At 30.1% G+C, this 23,003-nt stretch carries 17 protein-coding genes; 4 read left to right on the forward strand and 13 right to left on the reverse strand.

All coding sequences use genetic code 11. The features are described from left to right. Positions 1-66: 66 nt before the first annotated feature. The 3 genes from ACQ654_RS13495 to ACQ654_RS13505 are packed head-to-tail and all read left to right on the forward strand — an operon-like array spanning position 67 to position 4,329. The gene (locus ACQ654_RS13495; RefSeq protein WP_430410858.1) at positions 67-2,541 is read left to right on the forward strand and encodes a hypothetical protein; all 2,475 of its coding nucleotides are present in this window, start codon (positions 67-69) and stop codon (positions 2,539-2,541) included. A gap of 21 nt (positions 2,542-2,562) precedes the next feature. Next, complete coding sequence (locus ACQ654_RS13500) at positions 2,563-3,087, forward strand: hypothetical protein (RefSeq protein ID WP_430410859.1); 525 nt, start codon at positions 2,563-2,565, stop codon at positions 3,085-3,087. Positions 3,088-3,096: 9 nt separating this feature from the next. Then, positions 3,097-4,329, forward strand: coding sequence for a DNA sulfur modification protein DndB (locus ACQ654_RS13505; protein ID WP_430410860.1), 1,233 nt, complete (start codon positions 3,097-3,099; stop codon positions 4,327-4,329). Here ACQ654_RS13505 and ACQ654_RS13510 read toward each other — a convergent pair. From ACQ654_RS13510 to ACQ654_RS13560, 11 genes are all read right to left on the reverse strand, one after another. Further along, positions 4,322-5,461: a phosphoadenosine phosphosulfate reductase family protein gene (locus ACQ654_RS13510; protein ID WP_430410861.1), complete on the reverse strand. Its 1,140-nt coding sequence runs from the start codon at positions 5,459-5,461 to the stop codon at positions 4,322-4,324. The two genes, ACQ654_RS13505 and ACQ654_RS13510, sit on opposite strands and share 8 nt — an antisense overlap. Further along, the gene (locus tag ACQ654_RS13515; protein ID WP_430410862.1) at positions 5,454-8,684 is read right to left on the reverse strand and encodes a hypothetical protein; all 3,231 of its coding nucleotides are present in this window, start codon (positions 8,682-8,684) and stop codon (positions 5,454-5,456) included. The genes ACQ654_RS13510 and ACQ654_RS13515 overlap by 8 nt, the downstream gene beginning before the upstream one ends. Continuing rightward, positions 8,677-9,468, reverse strand: coding sequence for a DUF4007 family protein (locus ACQ654_RS13520; RefSeq protein ID WP_430410864.1), 792 nt, complete (start codon positions 9,466-9,468; stop codon positions 8,677-8,679). Before ACQ654_RS13520 ends, ACQ654_RS13515 begins: the two co-directional genes overlap by 8 nt. Positions 9,469-9,637: 169 nt before the next feature. Next, complete coding sequence (locus ACQ654_RS13525) at positions 9,638-10,450, reverse strand: hypothetical protein (RefSeq protein ID WP_430410865.1); 813 nt, start codon at positions 10,448-10,450, stop codon at positions 9,638-9,640. Continuing rightward, a complete protein-coding gene (locus ACQ654_RS13530; protein WP_430410866.1) occupies positions 10,443-13,742 on the reverse strand; it encodes an AAA domain-containing protein in 3,300 nt (1,099 codons plus the stop codon). Before ACQ654_RS13530 ends, ACQ654_RS13525 begins: the two co-directional genes overlap by 8 nt. A 442-nt stretch (positions 13,743-14,184) precedes the next feature. Further along, positions 14,185-14,904, reverse strand: a complete 720-nt coding sequence (locus ACQ654_RS13535) for an ABC transporter ATP-binding protein (RefSeq protein WP_430410867.1) — start codon at positions 14,902-14,904, stop codon at positions 14,185-14,187. An 18-nt stretch (positions 14,905-14,922) separates the two neighbouring features. After that, positions 14,923-16,395 carry a DUF5687 family protein gene (locus ACQ654_RS13540; protein WP_430410868.1) on the reverse strand — a complete coding sequence of 491 codons (1,473 nt, stop codon included), beginning with the start codon at positions 16,393-16,395 and terminating at the stop codon, positions 14,923-14,925. 61 nt (positions 16,396-16,456) lie between these two features. Then, entirely contained in the window at positions 16,457-17,152 is a 696-nt protein-coding gene (locus tag ACQ654_RS13545; RefSeq protein ID WP_430410869.1) for a hypothetical protein, read from the reverse strand. 27 nt (positions 17,153-17,179) lie between these two features. Continuing rightward, positions 17,180-17,905 carry a hypothetical protein gene (locus ACQ654_RS13550; protein WP_430410870.1) on the reverse strand — a complete coding sequence of 242 codons (726 nt, stop codon included), beginning with the start codon at positions 17,903-17,905 and terminating at the stop codon, positions 17,180-17,182. Positions 17,906-17,923: 18 nt separating this feature from the next. Further along, entirely contained in the window at positions 17,924-18,655 is a 732-nt protein-coding gene (locus ACQ654_RS13555) for a hypothetical protein (protein WP_430410871.1), read from the reverse strand. A 184-nt stretch (positions 18,656-18,839) separates the two neighbouring features. Beyond that, positions 18,840-19,178, reverse strand: a complete 339-nt coding sequence (locus ACQ654_RS13560; RefSeq protein ID WP_430410872.1) for a PadR family transcriptional regulator — start codon at positions 19,176-19,178, stop codon at positions 18,840-18,842. A gap of 156 nt (positions 19,179-19,334) precedes the next feature. Between ACQ654_RS13560 and ACQ654_RS13565 the strand changes: the two genes are divergently transcribed. Continuing rightward, positions 19,335-20,375 (forward strand): 2Fe-2S iron-sulfur cluster-binding protein, encoded by a 1,041-nt coding sequence (locus ACQ654_RS13565; RefSeq protein WP_430410873.1) that lies wholly within the window; start codon positions 19,335-19,337, stop codon positions 20,373-20,375. A 340-nt stretch (positions 20,376-20,715) separates the two neighbouring features. Here the strand turns inward: ACQ654_RS13565 and ACQ654_RS13570 are convergent, their stop codons facing one another. After that, on the reverse strand, positions 20,716-21,762 hold the full coding sequence (locus ACQ654_RS13570; protein ID WP_430410874.1) for a glycosyltransferase family 9 protein: 1,047 nt from the start codon (positions 21,760-21,762) through the stop codon (positions 20,716-20,718). 28 nt (positions 21,763-21,790) lie between these two features. Next, positions 21,791-22,396, reverse strand: coding sequence for a DUF4254 domain-containing protein (locus ACQ654_RS13575; RefSeq protein ID WP_430410875.1), 606 nt, complete (start codon positions 22,394-22,396; stop codon positions 21,791-21,793). Positions 22,397-23,003: the final 607 nt, after the last annotated feature.

Consider the following 23,003-nt stretch of genomic DNA (forward strand, 5'->3'; position numbering starts at 1 on the left):
GAACACTAGGATTAAATTTTCATTTTACTTTTTTTTGGTACATTTGTTTTCAACTAATAGTAGACTATGCACCAATTAAATTTGAACGCCCTTTTTTTAAGTATTTTTAATTCAAAAGACGAATCCGAACTGCATTCATTCATTGAAAAAAATGAAGATCTATTTAAAAACGAAAACTGGAAGCCCCTTGGGGATATCGACAGCAATTATGGAGTTGTAAAAAATCAACAATCTAATCCTGTTGCTGCTTTAATAGAAAAGACTACGAACTCAATTGATGCTATTTTAACAAAAAGATGTTTAGAATTAGGTATTAATCCTAAATCTGATAAAGCTCCAAAATCAATGGAGGAAGCAATAACTAAATTCTATCCCAAAAATAATTGGGACATACAATCTTTTAGAAAAAAGCAAGCTGAAGAAATTCAGATTATTGCTGATGGAAATGGTCCAAAAAATAAAAAAAATCAATACCCAACTTCCGTAATTATTTATGATAATGGAGAAGGTCAGCATCCTCAAGATTTTGAAACTACGTTTCTCTCTTTATTAAGAGGAAATAAGAACGATGTCCATTTTGTTCAAGGAAAGTATAATATGGGTGGCAGTGGCGCGATAGTCTTCTGTGGCAAAAAAAGGTATCAGTTGATTGCTTCCAAAAGATATGATAATAAAGGGGATTTCGGGTTTACACTTATAAGGGAGCATCCAAAAACAGAAAGTGATCGCTCAAAAGAAACTTGGTATGAATATCTTCTGATTGATGGAAAAATACCCTCTTTCCCTATTGATAATTTAGATTTAGGTTTAGAAAATAGAAAATTTGAAACGGGAACTATTATCAAAATGTATTCTTATCAGTTTCCTAAAGGATATTCTGGCTTTGCCCAAGATTTAAACCAAAGTGTTAATGAATTTTTATTTAGTCCTGCATTACCGATGCTGACAAAGGATACTGAAAAAAGATATCCTAATAATAAAGTGCTATCTAAGGATTTATTTGGTTTGAAAAGACGTCTTACAGAAGAAAAGGATATTTACATTTCTGATAGTTTTTCTGAAAATTACAAGGACGAGTTGTTTGACAGAATGAAAGTTTCTTGTTACGTTTTTAAAACTAAAGTCAGAGAATATGATTTAAAGAAGTCTAAAGAGGTAATACAGAAAAGATATTTCAAGAATAATATGCGAGTGATGTTTTCAATGAACGGTCAGGTTCATGGTTTTTATACTTCAGAATTTATTTCTCGTTCGTTAAAATTTAATCTTCTTAAAAATCATTTATTGATTCATGTCGATTGTACAAATATGAAATATGAGTTTCGTAAGGAACTTTTTATGGCTTCTCGTGATAGATTAAAAGATGGAGATGAAACACAACAATTAAGACATTATCTAGCTGCAAAACTGAGTTCAAAAGATGGACGTTTAAATGAAATTCAAAAGTTAAGGAAGCAAGCTGTTGATATTGATACATCTTCTAACACAAATCAACTACTTAAAAATTTCACAAGAAGTTTACCGTTTAACTCTGATTTGATGAAGCTTTTAGGAGATACTTTTAAATTAGACGCTCAAAAAGAAAAAAAGAACCCTAATAAGTCTAAGAAACCCAATCAACAGAAAGAAGACATTTCATTTAATCCACAGCGATATCCAACACAATTTAAAATTAATTCAAAAGTTAAAGGAGATACCGAAGTTGCTAAAATCCCAATAAACGGAGAAAAAACGATTAGATTCAGTACAGATTGTGAAGATGAATATTTTGATAGAACTGATGATCCTGGAGAATTGAAAATAGCAATTTTAAGTGTTAAACCAAATGAGGCAGAAGGCGGAAATGATATTGGAGAACCGAAAGAAATAAGTGAGTATTTTAATGTGAATAAAAGCAGTCCCAATAAAGGTACAATTCGAATTAATCTAAATCCAAAGGATGACTTAAAAGTTGGAGATTCAGTACAAATTAAAACCACTTTAACTTCTCCAAATGGTGATTTTGATGAGATATTTTGGGTTAAGATTTCTGATCCTGAAAAGAAGAAAGAAGCAATATCAAAAGATGAAGATGACAATGAGCCTTTAGGATTGCCTAGTTTAGTATTTGCTTATCAAAATAAAGAAGAAAAAGGAGATGATGTAGTCTCATGGGAAGATGTTGAGGCAGCGACAAGCATTACAATGGATTATGCTACTGTAATGATTCCTGAAGCTGAAGGAGCTAATTTGAACCGAATTTTTGTAAACATGGATAGTACCGTTCTTAAAAACTTTAAATCTAAACACAAAAACCCGAATGAGGAACAAATAGAACTTTCAAATAGAAAATATTATACCGCTGTGTATTTTCACACTTTATTTTTATATACAATTACAAAAAATAAAGGCTACGAAGTAACACAGAAAAAAGAAGGGCAGGAAAAATTTGAAGAAGTAGACTTAGCTGACTATCTTAAAGACTTATTTGACAATTACTATTCCACATTTATTCTTAATTATGGTGGAATGGAAGAAATGATGCAAGGTTTGGCAGATTAAATAAAAAATGATATAAAATTTATGATTACAAGCGCGTTTCAACTTGGGGAAGAAATATTAAGCAAAACTTTACCCTATAAGCTACATCAAGATTTATGGAGGAAATATGACTTTTCTCCTTTAGATTTGAATTATGAAAACTGGACAACAATTAAGTATCTTAATAATGATTGTTCAAGTTTTAGTGATGAAATTAATACAGTACCCAATAATTGTGGTGGATTGTATCTTTTTACAATAAAATGTTCTGTTATAAATAAACTTACTGAATATCCTGTATACATTGGTAGAGCGCAATATACCGCTAATCAAAACTTGCGAAAGAGATGTAGAGAGTATTTTACTAAATATCTAAGAAGTGATGAACGACCCTTAATCACTAAAATGTTGAAGTATTGGGGAAATGAGTTATATTTGAGTTTTATCACGATTGACGAAAATATTGAAATAGTTGACTTAGAAAAGAAGATTATTAATTCTTTGTTACTTCCTTTTAATAGTGAAATACCTGATGTAGAAATAAGGCAAGCAGTTGCGGCTTTTTAAATTGATGAAATGAAAATACCAGCACTAAGATCAAAAATTGGAGAACTTACATATTATGTAACCACACTTACATTTAATCAGATTAGAGACTTTGTTTCTCCAATTGATGACCAACTTCATACTTCTGAAACATTAAGAGATTTAATTCAAAGAAGTATAACTGAGAATTACGTAAGTATTAAGAACTACATATTGAATCAACCAAATATGTTTTTCAGTTCTCTAGTATTAGCAGTTTATGATAATTATCCTAATTGGGAAGAAATAAAAGTAAGTTACGAGGAAGATGAATATAATAGTATAGGGCTTCTTAGTTTCCCTGGACTACATAAAATATTTCCTGTTGATGGGCAACATAGAGTAGAAGGAATCAAAGCCGCATTAGAAGAAAACCCTGAATTAGGAATAAATAAAATTAGTGTTATTTTTATTGGACATGATAATAACAATAAAGAAAAGACAAGACGACTATTTACAACTCTAAATAGATATGCAAAACCAGTTTCTTTGAGAGACATAATAGCTTTAGATGAAGATGATACCGTTGCTATTATCACAAGAAGTCTCTTAGAGAATTTTGAATTATTCAAAGGTCGTAGAATTGTAGATATAAAAAACAAAGCTATACCAAGAACAAATACTGATGCGATAACTTCAATTATTACATTATACCAAGCAAATATTTTACTTGCGAAATTTTATTTCCAACAAAAGTTTGATAAGAAGCCAACAAAGAAAAATTTCAATGAAGAGTTTCTGAAGTTTCGACCTCAAGTTGAAGTAATAAGAGATTTTAAATCCTATATAGTTAATTTTTGGACTTCTTTTGAGAATAAACTTTCTGTCGTGCAAGAATACACTAATACAGATACTAATATGGCAATGAATTATAGGAATAATACTGGTGGAAATTTAATTTTCAGACCTGTTGGACTATTACCTTTAATAAGTGCAATATTAGTTATAAAAGAAAGAGAAAATAATCTAGAACTCGAAGAAATTATTGAAAAATTTGATTCAATTGATTTTACATTGAATAACACTCCTTGGCGTGGTATAATGTGGAATCATATCGAGAATAAAATGATAATGAACAATTCAGTAATCACTAGACTTTTATTAATTTACTTATATGATAAAGAATTACTAACCGAAAATGAATTAGTAAAAGTTCAAGAAGGCTATGCTTCAAAATTAAATATTAGTGAAGATACTGTTTATGATACGCTAGACGCTATATGAAACAAGCTGTACAAGCGCCATCTTCTGCATCAATCAATTTATCTAACAATAGCTTAGAGTCTTTTGATTTTTCTTTATTTGCACGCTTTAGGTTACTTAATTTTATTTCTCTTATTCTTTCAGGTTGAATTAATTCTTTTAAAGATTCGTTGGCAACCCACGTAAACATTTCTTTTTCATTTTCATATTTCATTGCTTCTTTAAATTTTTCAGGATGTTGCTCGTACAACCATATCCACTCAATTTTTTGCTGGAAAAAGCAAAAGTAACAACCTGATCGACTTCTTGCATATTCCCCAATTTGTCCATCTATTTCGTATTCAACTTTATTGTAATAGGCAGGAACTCCAACGCCGCTTTCTCTTAAAATTCTAAAAATATCGTCTCTGACGAGATTGTCTTCATTTTCTAATAACGGATAGTCTTCCTCAATAGAAAGGGGATATTTGGTCGTTTTTAGATATTTAAAAATTGATTTATTGTATTCAATAATTCCAAATGGTAGTAACGCATCAAGTTTATCTCTAATAATTCGCTCTGCTTCTAGTCTGTAATTTCTATCAAACGAAATAGGTTTAGAGAATATATCATTTATCTTATCAAGTTTATTCCCATTAAAATATTCTCCAAAATATTCAAGCATTTGCTCTTGGTTTTTTGGGTCAAAAATCTTTCTTAAAACATCTTGACTCCAAATATTTTTTCTGAAAGGAAAAATTGATTGAATATTGGATTCTTTAGATATATAACCTTCTCTTTGTTCATCGCCTCTTATTCCAACATAAGAAACCGTTGGTTTTCCTTTTACAAATTTTTCAAAAGGTTTCAATTTCATTAAAGCCGTACACCATCTTGATTGCGGAGAAGGAAGATATCCTCGAAAAGACTTGAAATGAAAATCAAAAGGATCTTCTCCTGTACTTAGGATCTTTTTGTCTTCTAAACGATTGATTTTAATGCCTAAATAACTTTCAAGATTATCTATTAATTGATAGGTTTCATCAAGTTCTTTTCCTGTATCAGTAAAATAATATTTAAAATCAAAACTCGGGTAGTTATCTTTTAGATAAATTGCTAAAGCCGCACTATCTTTTCCTCCCGAAATTCCCATTACATGTTGTAGCTTACTCATCCAATTCTCTTTTTAATAGTTCACTCAATACTGCAATTCTTAGTTGCTTATCATCCGTTAGATTGTCTGACAAAGAAGCTATATTCTTTTCTATCTCTTGTTTCTGCTTTTTGGAAACTCTAACTAAATGATTTTTTAAACCACTTGAAGTAGATGTGAAATCAATTTTATATATATCTTCAGTGGCTTCATCAAAGTTAAGGTTTTTTATTTCACAAAGGTTGTCTAATTCTTTAACAATAAAATTAAGTTTCTCTTTTAATAAAATCTCATCTTTATCTGAAATTTTATTGAAAGGCTTTGAGATTAATGAGAAACAAATAGAATTTAACCAACTATCTCTATCGTCTAATTCAGAATTTACACGAAGCAAAAATGTTTTTTGCGATGGTAATACTTGATGTTCTTTGATGGATGCAAATCTTTTTTGCAGCAATGTTTTATACTTTGGAAAGCGAGCCTTATATCCTAAAATTTCACCCGTAATGTATTTTTCAAATCTAGTTAGAAGTTCTGCATAGGAATCTTTAACTTCTATGATCGTTTTTTGAAATTTCAGAATGTATTCATCAAAAAGTTTTTCATTAACGACTAATTCTTTTACATCATATCCTATTGCTTGAGGAAATTGCTCAAAAAAGACTTTCTCAGGATCTTTAGCGTTTGCAATAGCTTCCTTTAGACTTAATGCTTCCTTAGAAAGCTTCTTGGTGTTTTGAGAATACGGCTCAAGACTTTTATAGAGCACTAAAAATGGTTTTATACTTTCTACAAATGATTCATTAGATAGTTTGTCTTCTGAGTTTTGATTTAGATATCTTCTATATTTATTAAAAAGTGTCAATCTTAAATCGCTTAATTCAAAAGACTTGATCGAATATTCAAAAGGATTTCTTGTAATTAAATACAAGTTAGACTCATCTAAATATGGAATATATCCACTATCTACGTTATAAAGTGCATAGTCTCCTCTTTTTGTGAATAGAAACGTAGGAATAAGAAAATCTATGACACCTTGTTTTAGTTTATAAGGTTTAGATTTTAATGTATTTATTAGTTCCGTTATTTGTTTTGGTTCGTTTTTAGCATTCAAAAGAAATGTTTCACACTTATCCCAAACTTTATTGAAATTTTCATCACTCGAATTTGGTTTGGTTAGCACATAGCCTTGATCTTGTTTTCTATGAATCCCCGTATTCTTTATTAGACTCCAGTATATTGTTTTGTCAGCAGGAAATTTACTTTCAGGATATCCTAAATCTTTTTCCTGCCAATGATTAACTAATCTGAAAAAATACTGTTTGCGAGCTGAATTAATTGAACCTGAAACTTTATGTTTATTTATCAACTCCATGTTGATACTTGGAGTGTTTTGATAGATTTTGAAGCATATTTCAGATAGAAATTTATTGAATGTATGCTTATTACTAAATTCAACTTTTTCTCCATTAAAGAACCAATCAATTTTATCAGAATACAAAGAATCTAATACATAATGATTCAACAATGCTTTCTGACTTTTTCGAATACTTTTCAACTCTTTAATTGCAAATTTATCATCAGTATCAACTTCACTCAACACTTTTTCAGTTTTCGCAATGTCTATCAATGTTTTTTTGATTGTAGCAGTATTTCTGTATAAACCGTATAATATTACTTCCTCATTTTCTTTAGTGAAAGAAATTAGCTCATCATCAGTTAAATTCTCATTAAAGATTAGATTTATAAAACCATCAATTTCGTTGATTGGATTGTCTTTTATAGGTAATTCGCTAATTCTAAATTGAAATAATCTTGGAGTTCCTGTTTTATATAAAAATTCTTTAGCTACTAGAACTGAAAAACTAAATGCTTCACTTAATTTGCTAACAACATCTATTTCCGTATTCACTCGATTAGATACATTTAACATCTCTTGTTCAATATCTAAATCAGTTCCACCGTATAGTTTATAGGAATTATTGAATGTGTTGTATCTAATGATTTTTAAACTCACTAATTGCTTTAATGATGTTTTTACTTTTTTAACACCATACTTTACTGAAAAATAGTTTCCAAATAATTTTTCATCTAAAGAAGCGCCTTTGCTAGAGAATAAATTGAGTAACCCAATACTTTTAATTAAATCTAAAGCTATATTTTGATCTGTATCTACTTTTGCTTCTGCTTTCTCAATAGATTCTTTAATTAATGCCCAAGAGGCATAATCAGGATTCAATTTGCTAACAAGTGTAGCATATAGGTTTACTAACAAATAGTCATAAACTTTAGTCAAATCAAATAATTCATCCGACTTTAATTCTTCTAAGCCTAAATGATCCGTGGTTTGTAAGAATGAAAATAAAGATCGTTCATTCTGACCATAACGCTGAAGCGAAAGTGTCAATACAATTGCTGAAAATAAATCTAACGGATATAGTTTGTTGACAATATCTTCTAAATAAGAATTTGTGATTTTAAAGCAATTATGATTTTCATTAATCTGAATTAATTTATTGAGATACTTTTCATTCCTTTTTTTACTCCCATAAATTGAAGCAAAATATTCAGAAGCCATATATAGCAATTGCTCAACAGGCTCATTAAATGTAATTTCTTTTAATCTTCCTTTTACTTTTGCCCATTCATTTTTTTGAACATCTGTTAAGTTATAGGAATATGAATCTATTGCTTGATGTACCGTTGTTAAAAGAATAATATTTCTGTCAGGATCATTTACAAATTCTGCCAATTGCTGAATGAAATACATTTCTCTTTCAGGATTATTTTTTGAAGCGAACTCTAAAAATTTTCCAAATTCATCAATACATATTAATAAAATTCCTTTCTTTTTCTTGATTACTTCATACTCTTGATATAAAGCGTCAAATATTTTCTGATTCCCCTTAAGATTATTCTTTAGAGAAAAATGAGATTCAAAATAACTTATTAGAGAATTATACTCTCCGACAATATTTATAGTTTTTACAAATTTTATATCACTTTGCGGGAAGTCGAAATAGTTAGTCGTATCATTTTTTGATAAACTTTTATTAAATGCCCAAAGAAAAGAAGATTTTCCTGTTCCATAAGAACCAATAATGCTAAAAGAATGTGTGCCATTATTGAACTCATCAAGAATCAATCTAGCAACTGAATTCGTATTCCTTGTCGGTATATAATTTACTTCTCTATTCTCATCTCTAATAATATTAGTAGAAGATATATATTGATTTTTACTCATAGCATTTTTCTAATATTTTTAAAGAATTAGGTTTATTACCTTTAAACTGTAATTCTTTAACGCCTGCATCATTTGTGTATAAGATACTTGAATATTTTTCAGAAATTTGAATTAATTTCTTTTCCAATTGTTCTTGGGTAAAAGCAAAAATATTACCTACACTATTGAAATCATTGAATAATTGTTTAAAACTTATGGATTGCCCATAGTTTTGATTTTCTAATATCACAAACAAAACTAAATCCAATGGAATACTATTTTCAGTAGCATTTTGAATGTAAAATTTTAAGCTAGTATCTTTTTTAATTTCGTGAACTAAGGATAAATCAGATAGTAATCCATAAAAACTATCTTCAATATTTTTGATATCTTTTGAATAATAGGTTCTTAGAAAGATTGAAAAATCTTTACCTAATGTATTTTTATTTATTTTAGAATTTTCACTCAACATGTACGAAACAAAGTTGTCTTTATCAAATTCAGGTTTTATCTTTCTAAAATGATTGAAGATAATGGAGTAAATGGATGAATACTCTTGTGACACTAATAAATAATGAAGTAACCATAATGTTGTTTCATTTTCTAGATACTTATCTTTTCCACTTTCTTCATTAAATATGAAGTCAGCTATTTCCGTGTTTTTCTCATTTTCTAAATCAATTACGTTAAATGCTTTTAACCAAAAACGAATTGAGTTTACCATGTTTCTACCAACTCCTAAATCAATACAAGCTTCATCTGTAAATTTTCCATTGTTATTCACAAAGTCAAATCCTTTTTTCAACCACAAATTTTTGCAGTGGAATGTTTCATGTCCAGAAAATATCAATTTTGAATTCACAGCTTAAATTTATTAAAAATTACAGTCAATTATCCTAAATATAAAGTTTTGGCTAAAGTATGAAAAAACCTAGTTATTGTGATTGTTAAACTATATTAAGTGTGTCGTTATTTTAATATTGATAATATTTAGTTACAGCTGAAGACAATTTAGATTCTAATGTATATCCTTCAAATTGGCACACACTATTTTTAGAATGTCTTATTTCATATTCTTTCTGACTATCTTCATCATTCTCGTATTCTAGCAATAGAAATTTAATTGAACTTTTATGTGATTCAATCGTGTTGTCTTCAAAGTCATAAAAAGTACTATCCTTTTTTTGGTTGTTAAAAAAAGAAACAAAATCATTCTGTTTCACTACGTTTAAAGTTGGTCTATTTTTATGTGTCAGAAACTCTTCGACGCTATTATTCAATTTATGAGTTTGAAATATTTTATATCCTAAAAATCTTTTGCTCTTTTGCGAAACTCCTTTATCTATTCTTTTATTTATATCAAAAAAATCTTGTGTTAGATCGCTATAATAGTATTCAAAATCAATTGTTTCTAAATTCTGAATTTTAGTTTTATTTCTTAAAAATTCATTTCCGATGTGTGTAACTTTATAAATTATTTCATCATTCTGAATACTTTCAGTCATCAATTCATTTTTTAATAAATAATGAAATTGCATGATCGCAAAATCAGTATCCTTAATTCCTAAAAAATCACAGATCGCTTTGTGTGATGAAACATCATTATTAATTAATTCTAAAATAATTTTACTGAATCGATCAATTTCAACATTTTTTTCAACAACAATTTTCTGTTTGCACTGCCAAAACGGAATAAACATTTCTTTGATAGTCTTTAACGCGAAATCCTCTGTTGTTTTATGATCTTTAAACTTATTAAATATTTTCTCTTGAAATTTCTTATCCATTTAAAGCTTCTTTTAATGAGTTATAAATCAATCCTTGTTCCTCTATTTCTTTGATAATATTTTTAAGCTTGAAATCATTGAATCTATCATCTTTATATAACATAGCTCTTTTCAAAATATATTCACTATCTCCAACAATGATTAACAAGCGTTTTGCTCTTGAAAGCGCTACATTTATTCTACGATAATCTTGAAGGAAACCTAATATACTTTTATTACTGTCACTTCTCACAATATCATAAATAATTATGTCTCGCTCCGATCCCTGAAATTTATCTACTGTATTTATTTCAATTAATGATTTAGAATTATTATCCTTTTTGATATTGAAGTTTGAATATTTCTCATGTTTTATTTGATTCCTTAATAAATTAACTTGCCCTCTGTAACCTGCAATAACACCAATATTGAAAGGTTTATCCTTATCTAAGTTTCCGTGATAAAGTTCATTCAATTTTTGAAGAGTTTCTTCAATAACTCTTGCGTTACAATAATTTTTCCTATCGAACTTATTTCCATTATCGTTTGGTTTATTTTTATTTGAAGTAGCTATAAATATTATGGAATTGGGAACTTCTATTGCTTTTTGATTTTCTATTATTTGAACTAAAGGTTTCTTTAAGTTTAACCCATGTGACTTATCATCATCATAGGTATTTAAGATATCAATTTCTACATTAGGATTCTTTAGTTTTTTATCATAAAAATGATTTGAAATTAAATTTCCTATATGTCTTGGCATTCGATATTGAATATCTAACATCTTTATGTATGGTTCCAAGCTTGGATTTTGTTCAAATGAAGTAATCAATTTTTCAAATAAACTTTTCCCAAATGTCTTTTCAAAGTCTAATCCATTATCATCAAGCTGTTTTTTAACTTTATCTTTTATTAATTCTTCTCTCGTGATTACAGGTGGTAATTGTTTGTGATCACCAATCATAATAATATTGCGCCCCATACTTATTGGTACAAGTGTTTCCGCAGGTGAAGCTTTACTAGCTTCATCCATGATAACATAATCAAATTTTAAATTGATTTTTCGGTACTTTGAACTTGCGATATGAATACAAGTCGCTCCAAAAACATTCATGGACATTGCATACGCTGTTCCTAAATCTATGGTTGTACTTCCATTATTTAACACTGATTTCCCTTCTGTTGTTGCATTAGAAATAAAAGCAAACCATTCTTTTTGTAGTTGTAATAATTTTAGATTAGTTGTTCCTAGTTCTTTTTTGAAAATATTTTCAATAGATTTCTTTGTATTTACATCTTTGAATAGCTTCTTAATATAGCTTGGACTAGTTCTCAATCTTTTGAAAAATTCGTTCAAGACTTCCTTTTCATTGCTTTTTTGTATTCTGCTGTAAAATGAATAAAATTTGATTAGTGCTTTATTTTTTGATCTTGCTCCAATTTTGCTATTCAGGTTCTCAATAGATTTTGATTGTGTTTGCTGAATCCAATGGTTCAACTTGTTTTCAAACAAATGTGCTTTGACATCTTGCTGTATACTATCATTTTCTACAACTTCATTACTTGCCAATCGCATAAATAAAATTTCTTTGGGAAGTCTTTCCAATACATTGTCAACTGCTAAATTTGATTGGGAAGTAATTAATATTTTACAATTAGAATTTTTAGCTACCAATTGCTCTACTAATTCTACAATAACAGTCGTTTTTCCTGCTCCTGGAGGTCCTTGTATAAGGAATACTGGTTTTCTATGTAAAGCTTCTAAAACGGCTTCCTTTTGACTTTCATCATTTTTTAATTTATCCGATTTAAGATTTTCTTCAAAATCATCATAATCAAAATCAATACGATTGAATGTTGGAGTTTTTTCGGGAGTTGTCAAAATTCCGATAATCTCTGGATTTTCAATAGTTCTTTCTTTGAATTGCTTACAAGCTTCAAGTTGTTTCTTGTATTGACTTATTTCTTGTGTTACATCTTGTATAAGTTTTCCTTTAGCTGGAATTTCTTCAAGATCAACTTTCGTGTCTTTTAAAATTAATGATTGATCTGATGAATCAAAGTCGAGAATTGTTCCAATCTCAGAATCGTCGATATATAAAACAACTTTCTCCTTTTTGAGTTTTCTAATTTCATCCCAATCAATAAAATCTTCCGTTAAGTTAAATCGTATATTTTGTTGATTATCTCTCGTTTCAACTCTTTCAACATAGTTTGCTTTAAAAGCTTTTTCTTCTATGAACTTTTTTTCTTCTTTAGGAAGTGCTTGCCACTCTTCTAAAGTATTTGTGTGACTTTTATATTGACTAGCCAATTTATTTTTCTCATCATATTTATCTTGAAAGAATTCAAAACAATCAAAACTTGTGTAATCTAATGCGAAACTGAAATTTGCAATTGAACCAATCTTTATTGTTTTTTCATAACGATCATTTATATAAGGAATAAATAGATAGTTCTGCGGATCAACATAATAACGTCCTGAATAATTTTCTGTACTAAACTGCCCCATAATTTGACCTTGTTTAGATTTTTCAGTTTCAATAGTCCAATAACAGACTTCATTCATTTCTTTTATTATTGGCTCAAAGTCATCATCTGAAACATTTGATTTGATTTTGATAGTATTTCTTGTATCTGAAATATTTAATGACTCTTTAATTTCATTTATATCATCTATAAGTTCTGAATATTTCTTGTACCGATCTATTCGTTCTTTCGCTAAACTCTTGGGAATTATATTGGCTTTGTTAGCTAAATACTCTTGATATAGAGTCGCTATCGCGAAGATATCGTCTTGTATTTTCGGTTTTTGATTCGCTATAATTTCGGGAGATAAAAAACCTTCGTCAAGTGCGTGGTAAAGCTTGAAAATTTCAAATAATCCAATGTATTTTATGAGTACTTCATCATTATTATTTAATAATACCGTTTCATCATTCAATACAAACCCGTATCTGTTTTTACTTTTGAGAAGATTTAATGTCTTTACAAGATTTAAAAAATTCCTTTTGTTGAAATCTTCTATTTGGAAAAAGTCTTCTTGACTATTCTCATAAACGATATAGTATTTGTTGTTTACTTTATCAAATCCTGTTTCAATGACTTTCTGAACTCCAAATATATTTTCATTGATAAATGGATTTATTTCATTTTTAAATATTCGATCTATCGTTTTTTTATATTCAGATTTCAATTGTATTGTGAAGATTTCAAATTCTGAACCAGAGTTATCTTCCGTAAGCCACAGTTTTAGGTTTTCTCCATAAGAAGTTATTTGGTCAATTATTTCGTAATCATTGATTTTTTGCATTAATAGTGACTGTTATTTTTATTGATTGCTGTTATATTTGAAATAGCCTATAAAGAAAAAAATAATTCTTTATTAAATCTTACGGTTTTCCTTATTGAATTAGTGTAGAAAGAGATAGTAACGTTACAATGATTTGGAAATCTTAAACCAAATTTAAAGAATAACTATTTAGAGGAAAGCTAACTACTTAGAGATATAATTTTAGTTTTCTAAAAAGAATTAGAATGATTTTGTTTAAATTTGAAAAGTATTTTTTAATAAAATAAGAATACACAAACGAATACGATTACCTGTTCGTAATTAACTCCATGAATTGTAAATAACTATAAATCAGCTGAATGGTTTTTTAGAGTTTTCAGAGGAAAAGCGGATAGCCTGACCACACTAAAAAAATGCACACTATTTAGGTGTGCATTTTTTTAGTGTGGGAACGCCCAAATTATTAGGCTTCTAAAGTTTCTCCGGCTGATCCTGCAAAGAAGGCTTCTAATTCTTTTAGGGTTGCTTCTGATTTTTGAATGTCTTTTACAACTTCACCTTTGTTTAGTACTACAATTCGATCCGAAACTTCCGTGACGTGCATTAAATCGTGACTGGAAACCAAAACCGTTACATGTTTGTCTTCTGCAAGTTTTTTGATGATTCCTTTTAAACGAATTTGCGTTGTAGGATCTAGGTTTGCAAAAGGTTCATCTAAGATGATAACTTCAGGATCGCCAATGAAAGAAGCAACAATTCCTGCCTTTTTTTGGTTTCCTTTACTTAAGTCACGCAAGTATTTTTTCTGGTTTAGAATTTCTCCGTGGAAAAAGTCTTCAAATTGTGCTAACAACGCATCAACATCCGATTTATTTTTTCCTCTGAGTTCTCCAATGAAGTAGAAATATTCTTCTGCAGTTAGGTATCCAATTAGGAAACTTTCGTCTATAAATGATGATGTAAATGGTTTCCAGGCTTCACTTTCGTGCACTCTTATGTTTTTATTACTGATGTATCCGCTTGAAGGTTCAATTAGGTCCAATAACAAGCTGAATAAGGTTGTTTTTCCAGCTCCATTGTTTCCGACCAATCCGAAACTTTGTCCTTTTGGAATGTCTAATGAGTTTATTTTGAGTACGGTATTTTCTCCGTATGTTTTTGATATATTTTGTATTGAAATCATTGTCGTTGTTTTAGTAGATTATTTTTTTTCGCCGAAAGCTGCAATGGTTTTGTATTTTCCTTTTTGATATACTTGTTCAATTTTGTTTAGGAAAAAGTTTCTGAATAATAGTCCAATTATTCCGCTTACTCCTAAGCAAATAATTCCTGTTGTTAATCCAAAAAAGAAGTAAGGAATGTAGAGTAATAATACAGGTAATAACATTTTTGGTAATGCAATTAGTAATTGCGTAGGATTGAATCCTTGTGTGTTGCTGAATGCTTTTGCTTTGGCATTTAATTCGACAGGAACTCTGTTGAGTGCGCCACCAAATAGTGTTACAAACGAGTTGATTCCGATGTTGAAAGATGCGCCTGCGGCAATCATTCCAAAAATATCCCAACCAAAGTAAATGTATGGCGTACTAAGTATGAATGAAACTAATACTGCTAAGACCATTAGGTACCATTTTGATTCTAAGTATTGTCGGTATGGAATATTTTGACTCATCATCATTTTGTAATATTCACTATCCCAAGAAGGCACCATTTGCCCAAACGAGAATAGAAATCCTGCCGTTATGAATAGTGATGCAAATGCTAACATTGCTGGCATTTCGCGATATACATCTTGTGTGAAAAATATTAATCCGTAAAACAGAAACATGCATGACATGAATAGTACTTGTTTTGGTCGTTTATTTCTCCAAATCATTCGTACATCATTTTTTAAGAATGTTGCCAATGTTCCAAAACGATCTAACCAAGAAAGATCAGATGTTTTTACTTCTTTTACTTCTTTAGAAATGGCGCCGTCTAAATAGAAACGTTTGTATAGATAGTTATAGTTTAAATAGTATAGAGAACATGCCAACGCAATTGGAATGATTGCTAAGTACGGATGATTGTATAGTCCGTTGAACAGCATTCCGAAGAATTCAGATATTGCATAGATTTGGAAATATTCCAAAGCGACAAAAGCAGCTAACAATGCTACGGTGATGTAAAATACCGTATTGCTTTTGTTTACTAAAATGTTTAAAAAATTTAGTGCTTGTGTAATGGCTACTATAGAAATAAACCACAGAATTACATTCAGTGCCGAATATCCATTAAATAGCAATACAATACTAAATGGTATAAATATGAATAGTGGTAAGATGTTGAAAAAGGAAACCGTTGTTTTTCCAAGTAAGAAGTGAATGATGGTTTTCTTTTTGATTGGAATTATCATTAATGGTTTAATGTTCATTACAGGCATTTGCTGCATGAAGTATCGAAATAATAAATCTATTAGAAACCAATAAATGATGAAGTTGTTCACTACTATGATTGGATCGATATCTGGAACTGTTTTTTTTACAATAAAAAAGAGTCCAATTCCTAATACCAAAGCACAACCTCCAAAGTATAAAGCGGCTAGTACTAATAGTATTTTGATGGCGATTCCTTTTTGAAAAGCGGAAGATCTTACAAATTCTTTCCACTGTAAGCTTAGAAATTTTTTGACCATTTTGTTTTTTTTGGATTGGGTTTACATGTAGTTAGTGTCAATTTTTCAAATTTGTTACACCTTAATCAACAAGTTCGTATTCTGGATAGGTTTCACGCAGCAGTTCTTCTGCTTTTTGCGGCAATACATTGGTACTAATATATGTGAATAAGGAAATAAATACTAGAAAAATTGCTATGAGTAATTGCATTACAATATAATCCGTTTTTATAATATCCGAAAAGTGTATCAAGTGGTAAAAGTTTAGTACATAAAAACCGCTATGACCAGTTTTGTGGATCATTTCTTCTAATTTCCATCGTTTCCCTGTTTCTATTCGTCTTTTTTTATAGCTGGAATCGTTGTTGTACACTTGAAAGAAAAAAGAAAAACACACCATGATAAATAAAATTCCAGCAATCCATGTGCTGACAGCGCTGTACCGAATCATGCAGAATAATGCTAATATAGCACAAAGCGTTCCTATTATTTTTGGCAACTTGATGTATTCTCGCATGAAACGAAATATAAATTTTATGTATCTTTTTGACATGCTTTCACTATACTTTTCGATGATATCATTGAATCCGAAAATTCCAAATTCTTTGAATTCTAAATTGAGCGCATCATCAAAAGAAAGTTGTGGATTGTGTTCCCAACGTTTTTCAATTCCGTTTGCCAAATGATCGACCAATTCGGTTTGCAAATCGTAATATTCTACGTAGTGTTCACGTGTGAATTTGTATAGTTCTGCTATGTGTGTTGCTGTGAGTTTCATGTTCTTTGTGCAATTCAGTTTTAGGAGTTAATTTGATATTAAGTCATAGTATTTTTTATATTCTTTACAGACATTATCATATCTAATAAAACTTGCTTTGATAAGTGGAAATAATAGAATAAGCATCCATGCAAATAGTTGAAATTCCATCTTTTCATCATAATAACTTTTGTAAATATTAGGCACTAGACTGAAAATATTTATCCACATAAAAACACCAACCATAGACATATTAATGTGTAATGATTTTTTAGGAATTTGCCCTTTTATTGATTTATAGATGATTGATATAAACGGATAAAAAAGATAGACAAACCCAACGGTTAACGCCCATTTTTCAGAATATTTTGAAATCACAAAAATTGACAGAATCATGAGGGCAAATTCTATATAAAATTGCACCGATGTAAATAAGTTTATAAATTGTTTCCAGTATGCTTTCGCATGCTTTTTACTTATTTGTTTTTGCTTTTCGCGTTGTAGTTTTTCAAAACCTTCACCTGTTGCATACTTTGTAGATTTAATCCATTTTGTATTATCTTTGTTTAAGATATATCCTTGGCGAATTTCATTTCCAAAAGAGATCGTAATTGCTTCCAACGCGGCTTCAAAACTCATGGATTCATGCGTCATTTTTTCTTCTACGCCCGTAGCAACATGATCCAATATTTCTAAGCGAACATCCCAAAATTGGACGCCACTTTTTCGCAAGTAATCATCAATGTATTGTATTCGTTGTTGCGTTAATTTCATAGATTTTTTGCTCTGGTTTTATACCGAAATTAGCTCTTTGTACTTTTTGTATTGAGTGTATATTTTTTTGTGAATTGATAAACTAGCTTTTATGATAGGATAAAACAGCAACATTGGTAATAGAAACCAAAATATATTCTTGGATTCCAACCCAGGAGTTGTAAAGATAAATGCAAATGTATGGATACTGATTCCAAAAAATACTGATATTACCTTTGAGCTCATTTCTCCACGCAACGAATCTTGTGCAAATTTTTTGTGCTTTTTTGTAGTCATGAGTGTTTTAAAAATTTCTATGGTTAACCATATTCCTGCCGCAACTAAACCCCATTTTGTATCGTATTGAAAAACTACGTATGTCATGAGTATAAAACATAGGTATTCAGTATAAAAACGTAACGAAAAGAAGTTTTCTTTTAGTTTTTTTATTAATAACTGTACATATTGCTTTCGGTTTTGTCTACGTTTTTCTTCTTCTAATTCTTTAAAACCTTTGTTGTTTGAAAATATTCCAGAAAAAAGTACTACTGTTTTATCTCTATTTAATAAATGACGTTCTTGAATATCATTTCCAAAAGCAACTGTTACTTCCATTAATGCTTCATCAAAAGAAAGTTCGGTTGTCGCTATTTTTTCTTCAATGGCTTCAATAAAGTGATCCAAAAGCTCAATACGAACGTCCCAATAGCTTACACCACTTCGTTGTAAATATTCATCAATGGTTTGTATTTCGTCTTTTGTAAGTTTCATGTTTTCTATTGTGTTCCGTTGTTTCGGTTTTGGATTTATTTGTACTTTTTTATTTAAAATTCAACATTTACCATTTATAATTGACTTTGTTGATTTGTTGATTTCGACTGCGCTCAATGTGACAGTTGTTTGTAAAACAACCTATTTCTCAATACTCAATACTAGTATCTAATTACTTTTTCAATTATTCTATACTCCATTTGGCATTTACCAACGTGTGCATGTTTCGGATGTAATCTTCTAATTCTTTCAATTTGCTCACCGTTTCTTTGCTTCCTTTTTCGGTAAGCTTGTAATATTTGCGCAAGCGATTGTCTACTTTGGCAACTTCAACATCAAGCAATTCTTCCGCTTCAAGTTTGTGTAATGCTGGATATAACGCACCTTCCGTAATGTTGAGTTCTCCATTGGTGATTTCTTTTACCTTTTGCGTAATTTCATATCCATACATTTTTCCGTTCTCTTCCAAGAGTTTTAAAATGATTGTATGCAGGCTTCCTTTGTAGAGTTTTGAGTTTCCCATGGTTTTATTTCTTATTCAAATATATACATAATTTTCTTATGCATAAGTTTTTTAGGTATAATTTGTTGTCAATTCCCTTTAAAAGCCTTGTTTGTTTGTTTATTTTTGCAGAATTATTCGCAAATTGCGATCATTTTTATTAAAATAGATTACACAATGTCAGATTTTCGTCAGTTAGAAGTACGTCATATTCATAGAGAAACACCAAGCGCTGTAAGTGTTGAATTTACCATTCCAGCCGCTTTAGAACCTGAGTTTTCTTTTAAATCAGGACAATATATTACGATTAAAAAAACCTTTGATGGTGAAGAAATTCGCAGAGCATATTCATTGTGTTCTACGCCAAAAGAGAATAGCGTAAAAGTTGCCATTAAAGAAGTAACTGATGGAACGTTTTCTACATATGCCAACCGAGAGTTAACCGTAGGAACTGTTTTGGAAGTGCATCCGCCAGAAGGAAAGTTTTTATATACACCTTCTTCTCATAAAGGAGCTTTGGCTTTGTTTGCCGCTGGTAGTGGAATTACACCAGTTATGAGCATTTTGAAAACTGCTTTGGATTATGGAAATACAGTTGCGCTTTTGTACGGAAATAAGTCTATAGCAGAAACTATTTTTTATGATGAATTGATTGCTTTGACAGAAAAGTATCCTAATTTTTATTTGAAATTTGCATTTAGTCAAACACGTGAAGAGAACGCCTTGGCAGGACGAATTGATGGTGCTTCCGTGAATTATGTTGTTAAGAATCAAATGAAAGACGTTGATTTTAGTCAGTATTATATTTGCGGACCAGAAGAAATGATTCATACGGTTTCAGATACTTTGAAAAGTAATGGTGTTGCTGAAGATACAATTCACTTTGAGTTGTTTACGTCTTCTGCTGAAACCAACGAAGCCGCTGAAGCTGTAACTGGAAAGACAAAAATTTCTATTTTGGTTGATGATGAGGATTTTACATTTGAAATGGACGCAAGCGAAACTATTTTGGATGCCGCTTTGAAGCAAAAAATTGACGCACCGTATTCATGTCAAGGAGGAATTTGCAGCAGTTGTATTTGCAGAGTTACTGAAGGAAAGGCAATTATGGAGAAGAACCAGATTTTAACCGATAGTGAGTTGGAAGAAGGAATGATTTTAGCCTGTCAGGCACATCCAACTACCGCTACGATTGCAGTTGATTTTGATGATATTTAGGCGATGTTAGATGTTAGATGTTAGATGTTAGATGTTAGATGTTAGATGTTAGATGTTAGATGTTAGATGTTAGATGTTAGATGTTAGATGTTAGATGTTAGATGTTAGATGTTAGATGTTAGATGGAATTTAAAAACTAAAACGTCACTTCGAGTGATTTTTGAAAAAAATTGTATCGAGAAGTACTATGAAATAAAAAATAAGCTTGAGATACGAGTAGTAGACAGTGAGGTTTTCTGTCATATTGAGCGCAGTCGAAATAGACAGAAAAGTGTATCAAGAAATGCGCTACAATTCTAAACAATCATAGGAACTCACTAGATTGAATCTTGCAGCATAATTATTTATCAACCACTTCCACAATTTTATCAAAAACTGTTTTTGGTGTAATGGTTTCCATGACGTTTTCGTATCCTTCAGGGTATTTATTTCCGTAGATTGATGTTGGCAATAACGGATATTTTTTGTTGTCGGCTAGTAATGCATTTTCTTTTGGTTGCCCAAATGGATAAAATCCTGCGTATGGATGTGTTATTCCCCAAATGGTGATTACTTTTCGACCAAACATTGCCGCTAAGTGTGCATTTCCAGAATCCATAGAAAGCATAACATCTAAGTTAGAAATAAGCGTTAATTCTTCTTGAAACGTGAATAATCCGGCACAATTGATAACGTTTTTATATGTATTGCTAAGTGTCATTAATTGCTTTTTATCCGAAGGTCCACCAAATAGAATTATTTTGTATTGATTGGTTTCGCTTAGCTTCGCTATAACTTTTTTCATCAATTCAAAAGGATACGTTTTACCTTGAAAAGCGGCAAAAGGTGCAATTCCAATCCATTTTTTTTGATCTTGCCCCGTAAATACTGTTATTTTTTTGGTTAATTCTCGTTGTGCTAATACATCTTCTTTAGTTAATGTTACACTATATCCAATTTCTTTGAAAACATCCGCATAACGCTCGTGTGTAGTCTTTAGTTGTTTAAACTGCTTGTCTTTTGTACGAGTTAGTGCTTTTTTGTCTGCTCTTCCTTTGTCTATTTTACAAACTTTGAAACCACCTATTTTGAAATAGATTCCTAAAAGTTTAGATCGCAATACATTGTGCAAATCTGCAACAACATCAATTTGTAATATTTTTAATTCTTTGTAGAGTTTGTAAAGACCTAAAGCGCCTTTGTGCTTTCCTTTTACATCCGCGGTATAAAAAGATACATTTGGAATGTTTTCAAATATAGGTTTTAGAAACGCTCTGGATACAATCGTTATTTTTATAGTTGGGTTTTCGCGAATGATTGCTTTGATAACTGGTACAGTCATAGCAACGTCTCCCATTGCCGAGAGACGTATGACTAGAATGTGTTTCGAAGATGTTGAAGTCATCATGTGATGCTTTGTTTCTTTGAGACGTATGTTATTTGTTTTTGTTGTAAAGTACTGGATTTAGATCATCGTCGTTGTACATTTTCATCTGTTTGTAGACTTTCATGTATTTGTCACCATTTTCGACGTCAGCAATTAGTTGATCAATTGCTGTAGAAAGATCAACACGTTGTTCTAGTAAGATGTTTAATTTTGTTTGGCATTTTGCTCTGTGTGCATCAGAAGCATCTGTACGTTCCGCTTCTTCTTGCATGTGGTATATTTTTAAGGCAAGAATTGATAATCTGTCTAATGCCCAAGCTGGACTTTCAGAGTTGATTGTAGCATTTTCTTTTACACTTACATCATTATATTTTTGAAGAAAGTAACTGTCAATATACTCAACAGTATCTGTTCTGTCTTGGTTTGAAGCATCAATGTCACGCTTTAGTTTTAATGCGGCAACAGGATCAATGTTTGGATCTCTAATTATATCTTCATAATGCCACTGAACTGTATCAATCCAATTTTTTCTGTACAATAGATGCTCTATTTTATCTTTTGCATATGGGTTTTCAAACGGTTGATTAACATCATCAACAACGTGATATTTTTCAATGCTTTCTTGGAATATTTTATTTGCCAGATTACTAAACATAATTCGTGTATTTTGATGCAAATATACGCTAATATTTGATTTAGCACATGAAATATGAATGATGCATCTTATAGCAAGTGTTACACGTTAAAATTAAGCAAGTGCTACGGATTAGATAGCAATTGAGTGTTAGTAAATGCTACCAATAATATCATTACGAGAAATTCTTCATCTCGGAATAATCTGTAATTTAACGTGAGTTCGATATAACTTTTACAAAATTAAAATTTAAGGATTATTGAGAATTTTAATATAATAATATGATTTTCAAATATTTACTTTCGTTTTCTTTGTTTGCACAAAGAATACTGAATCAAGTTCAGCACAGGCTTCAACAAAACAAAGTGCGCTTTTAGCTCATACATTCTTATTTTCAATTTTGGTATTCATGAATATAAACATTTCCAGAGGTATTTTTAGTTTTTCTTTTTGTGAAAAACTAAAACCGCACGAATTTTTCTATTTCAAATTAATGAGTTCATGAATTTTTGATTTCCAAGGTTTCAAAAATTTTTAACGAAAAAATCCTGCTATCCAGCAGCATTAGTTCAACTTGCAATTTTAAGTGCGTCTTGAAGACTTCTTATGAATTCAGATTTTCAAGAAA

The organism is Kordia sp. (assembly GCF_965283645.1).
Classification (GTDB): Bacteria; Bacteroidota; Bacteroidia; order Flavobacteriales; family Flavobacteriaceae; genus Kordia.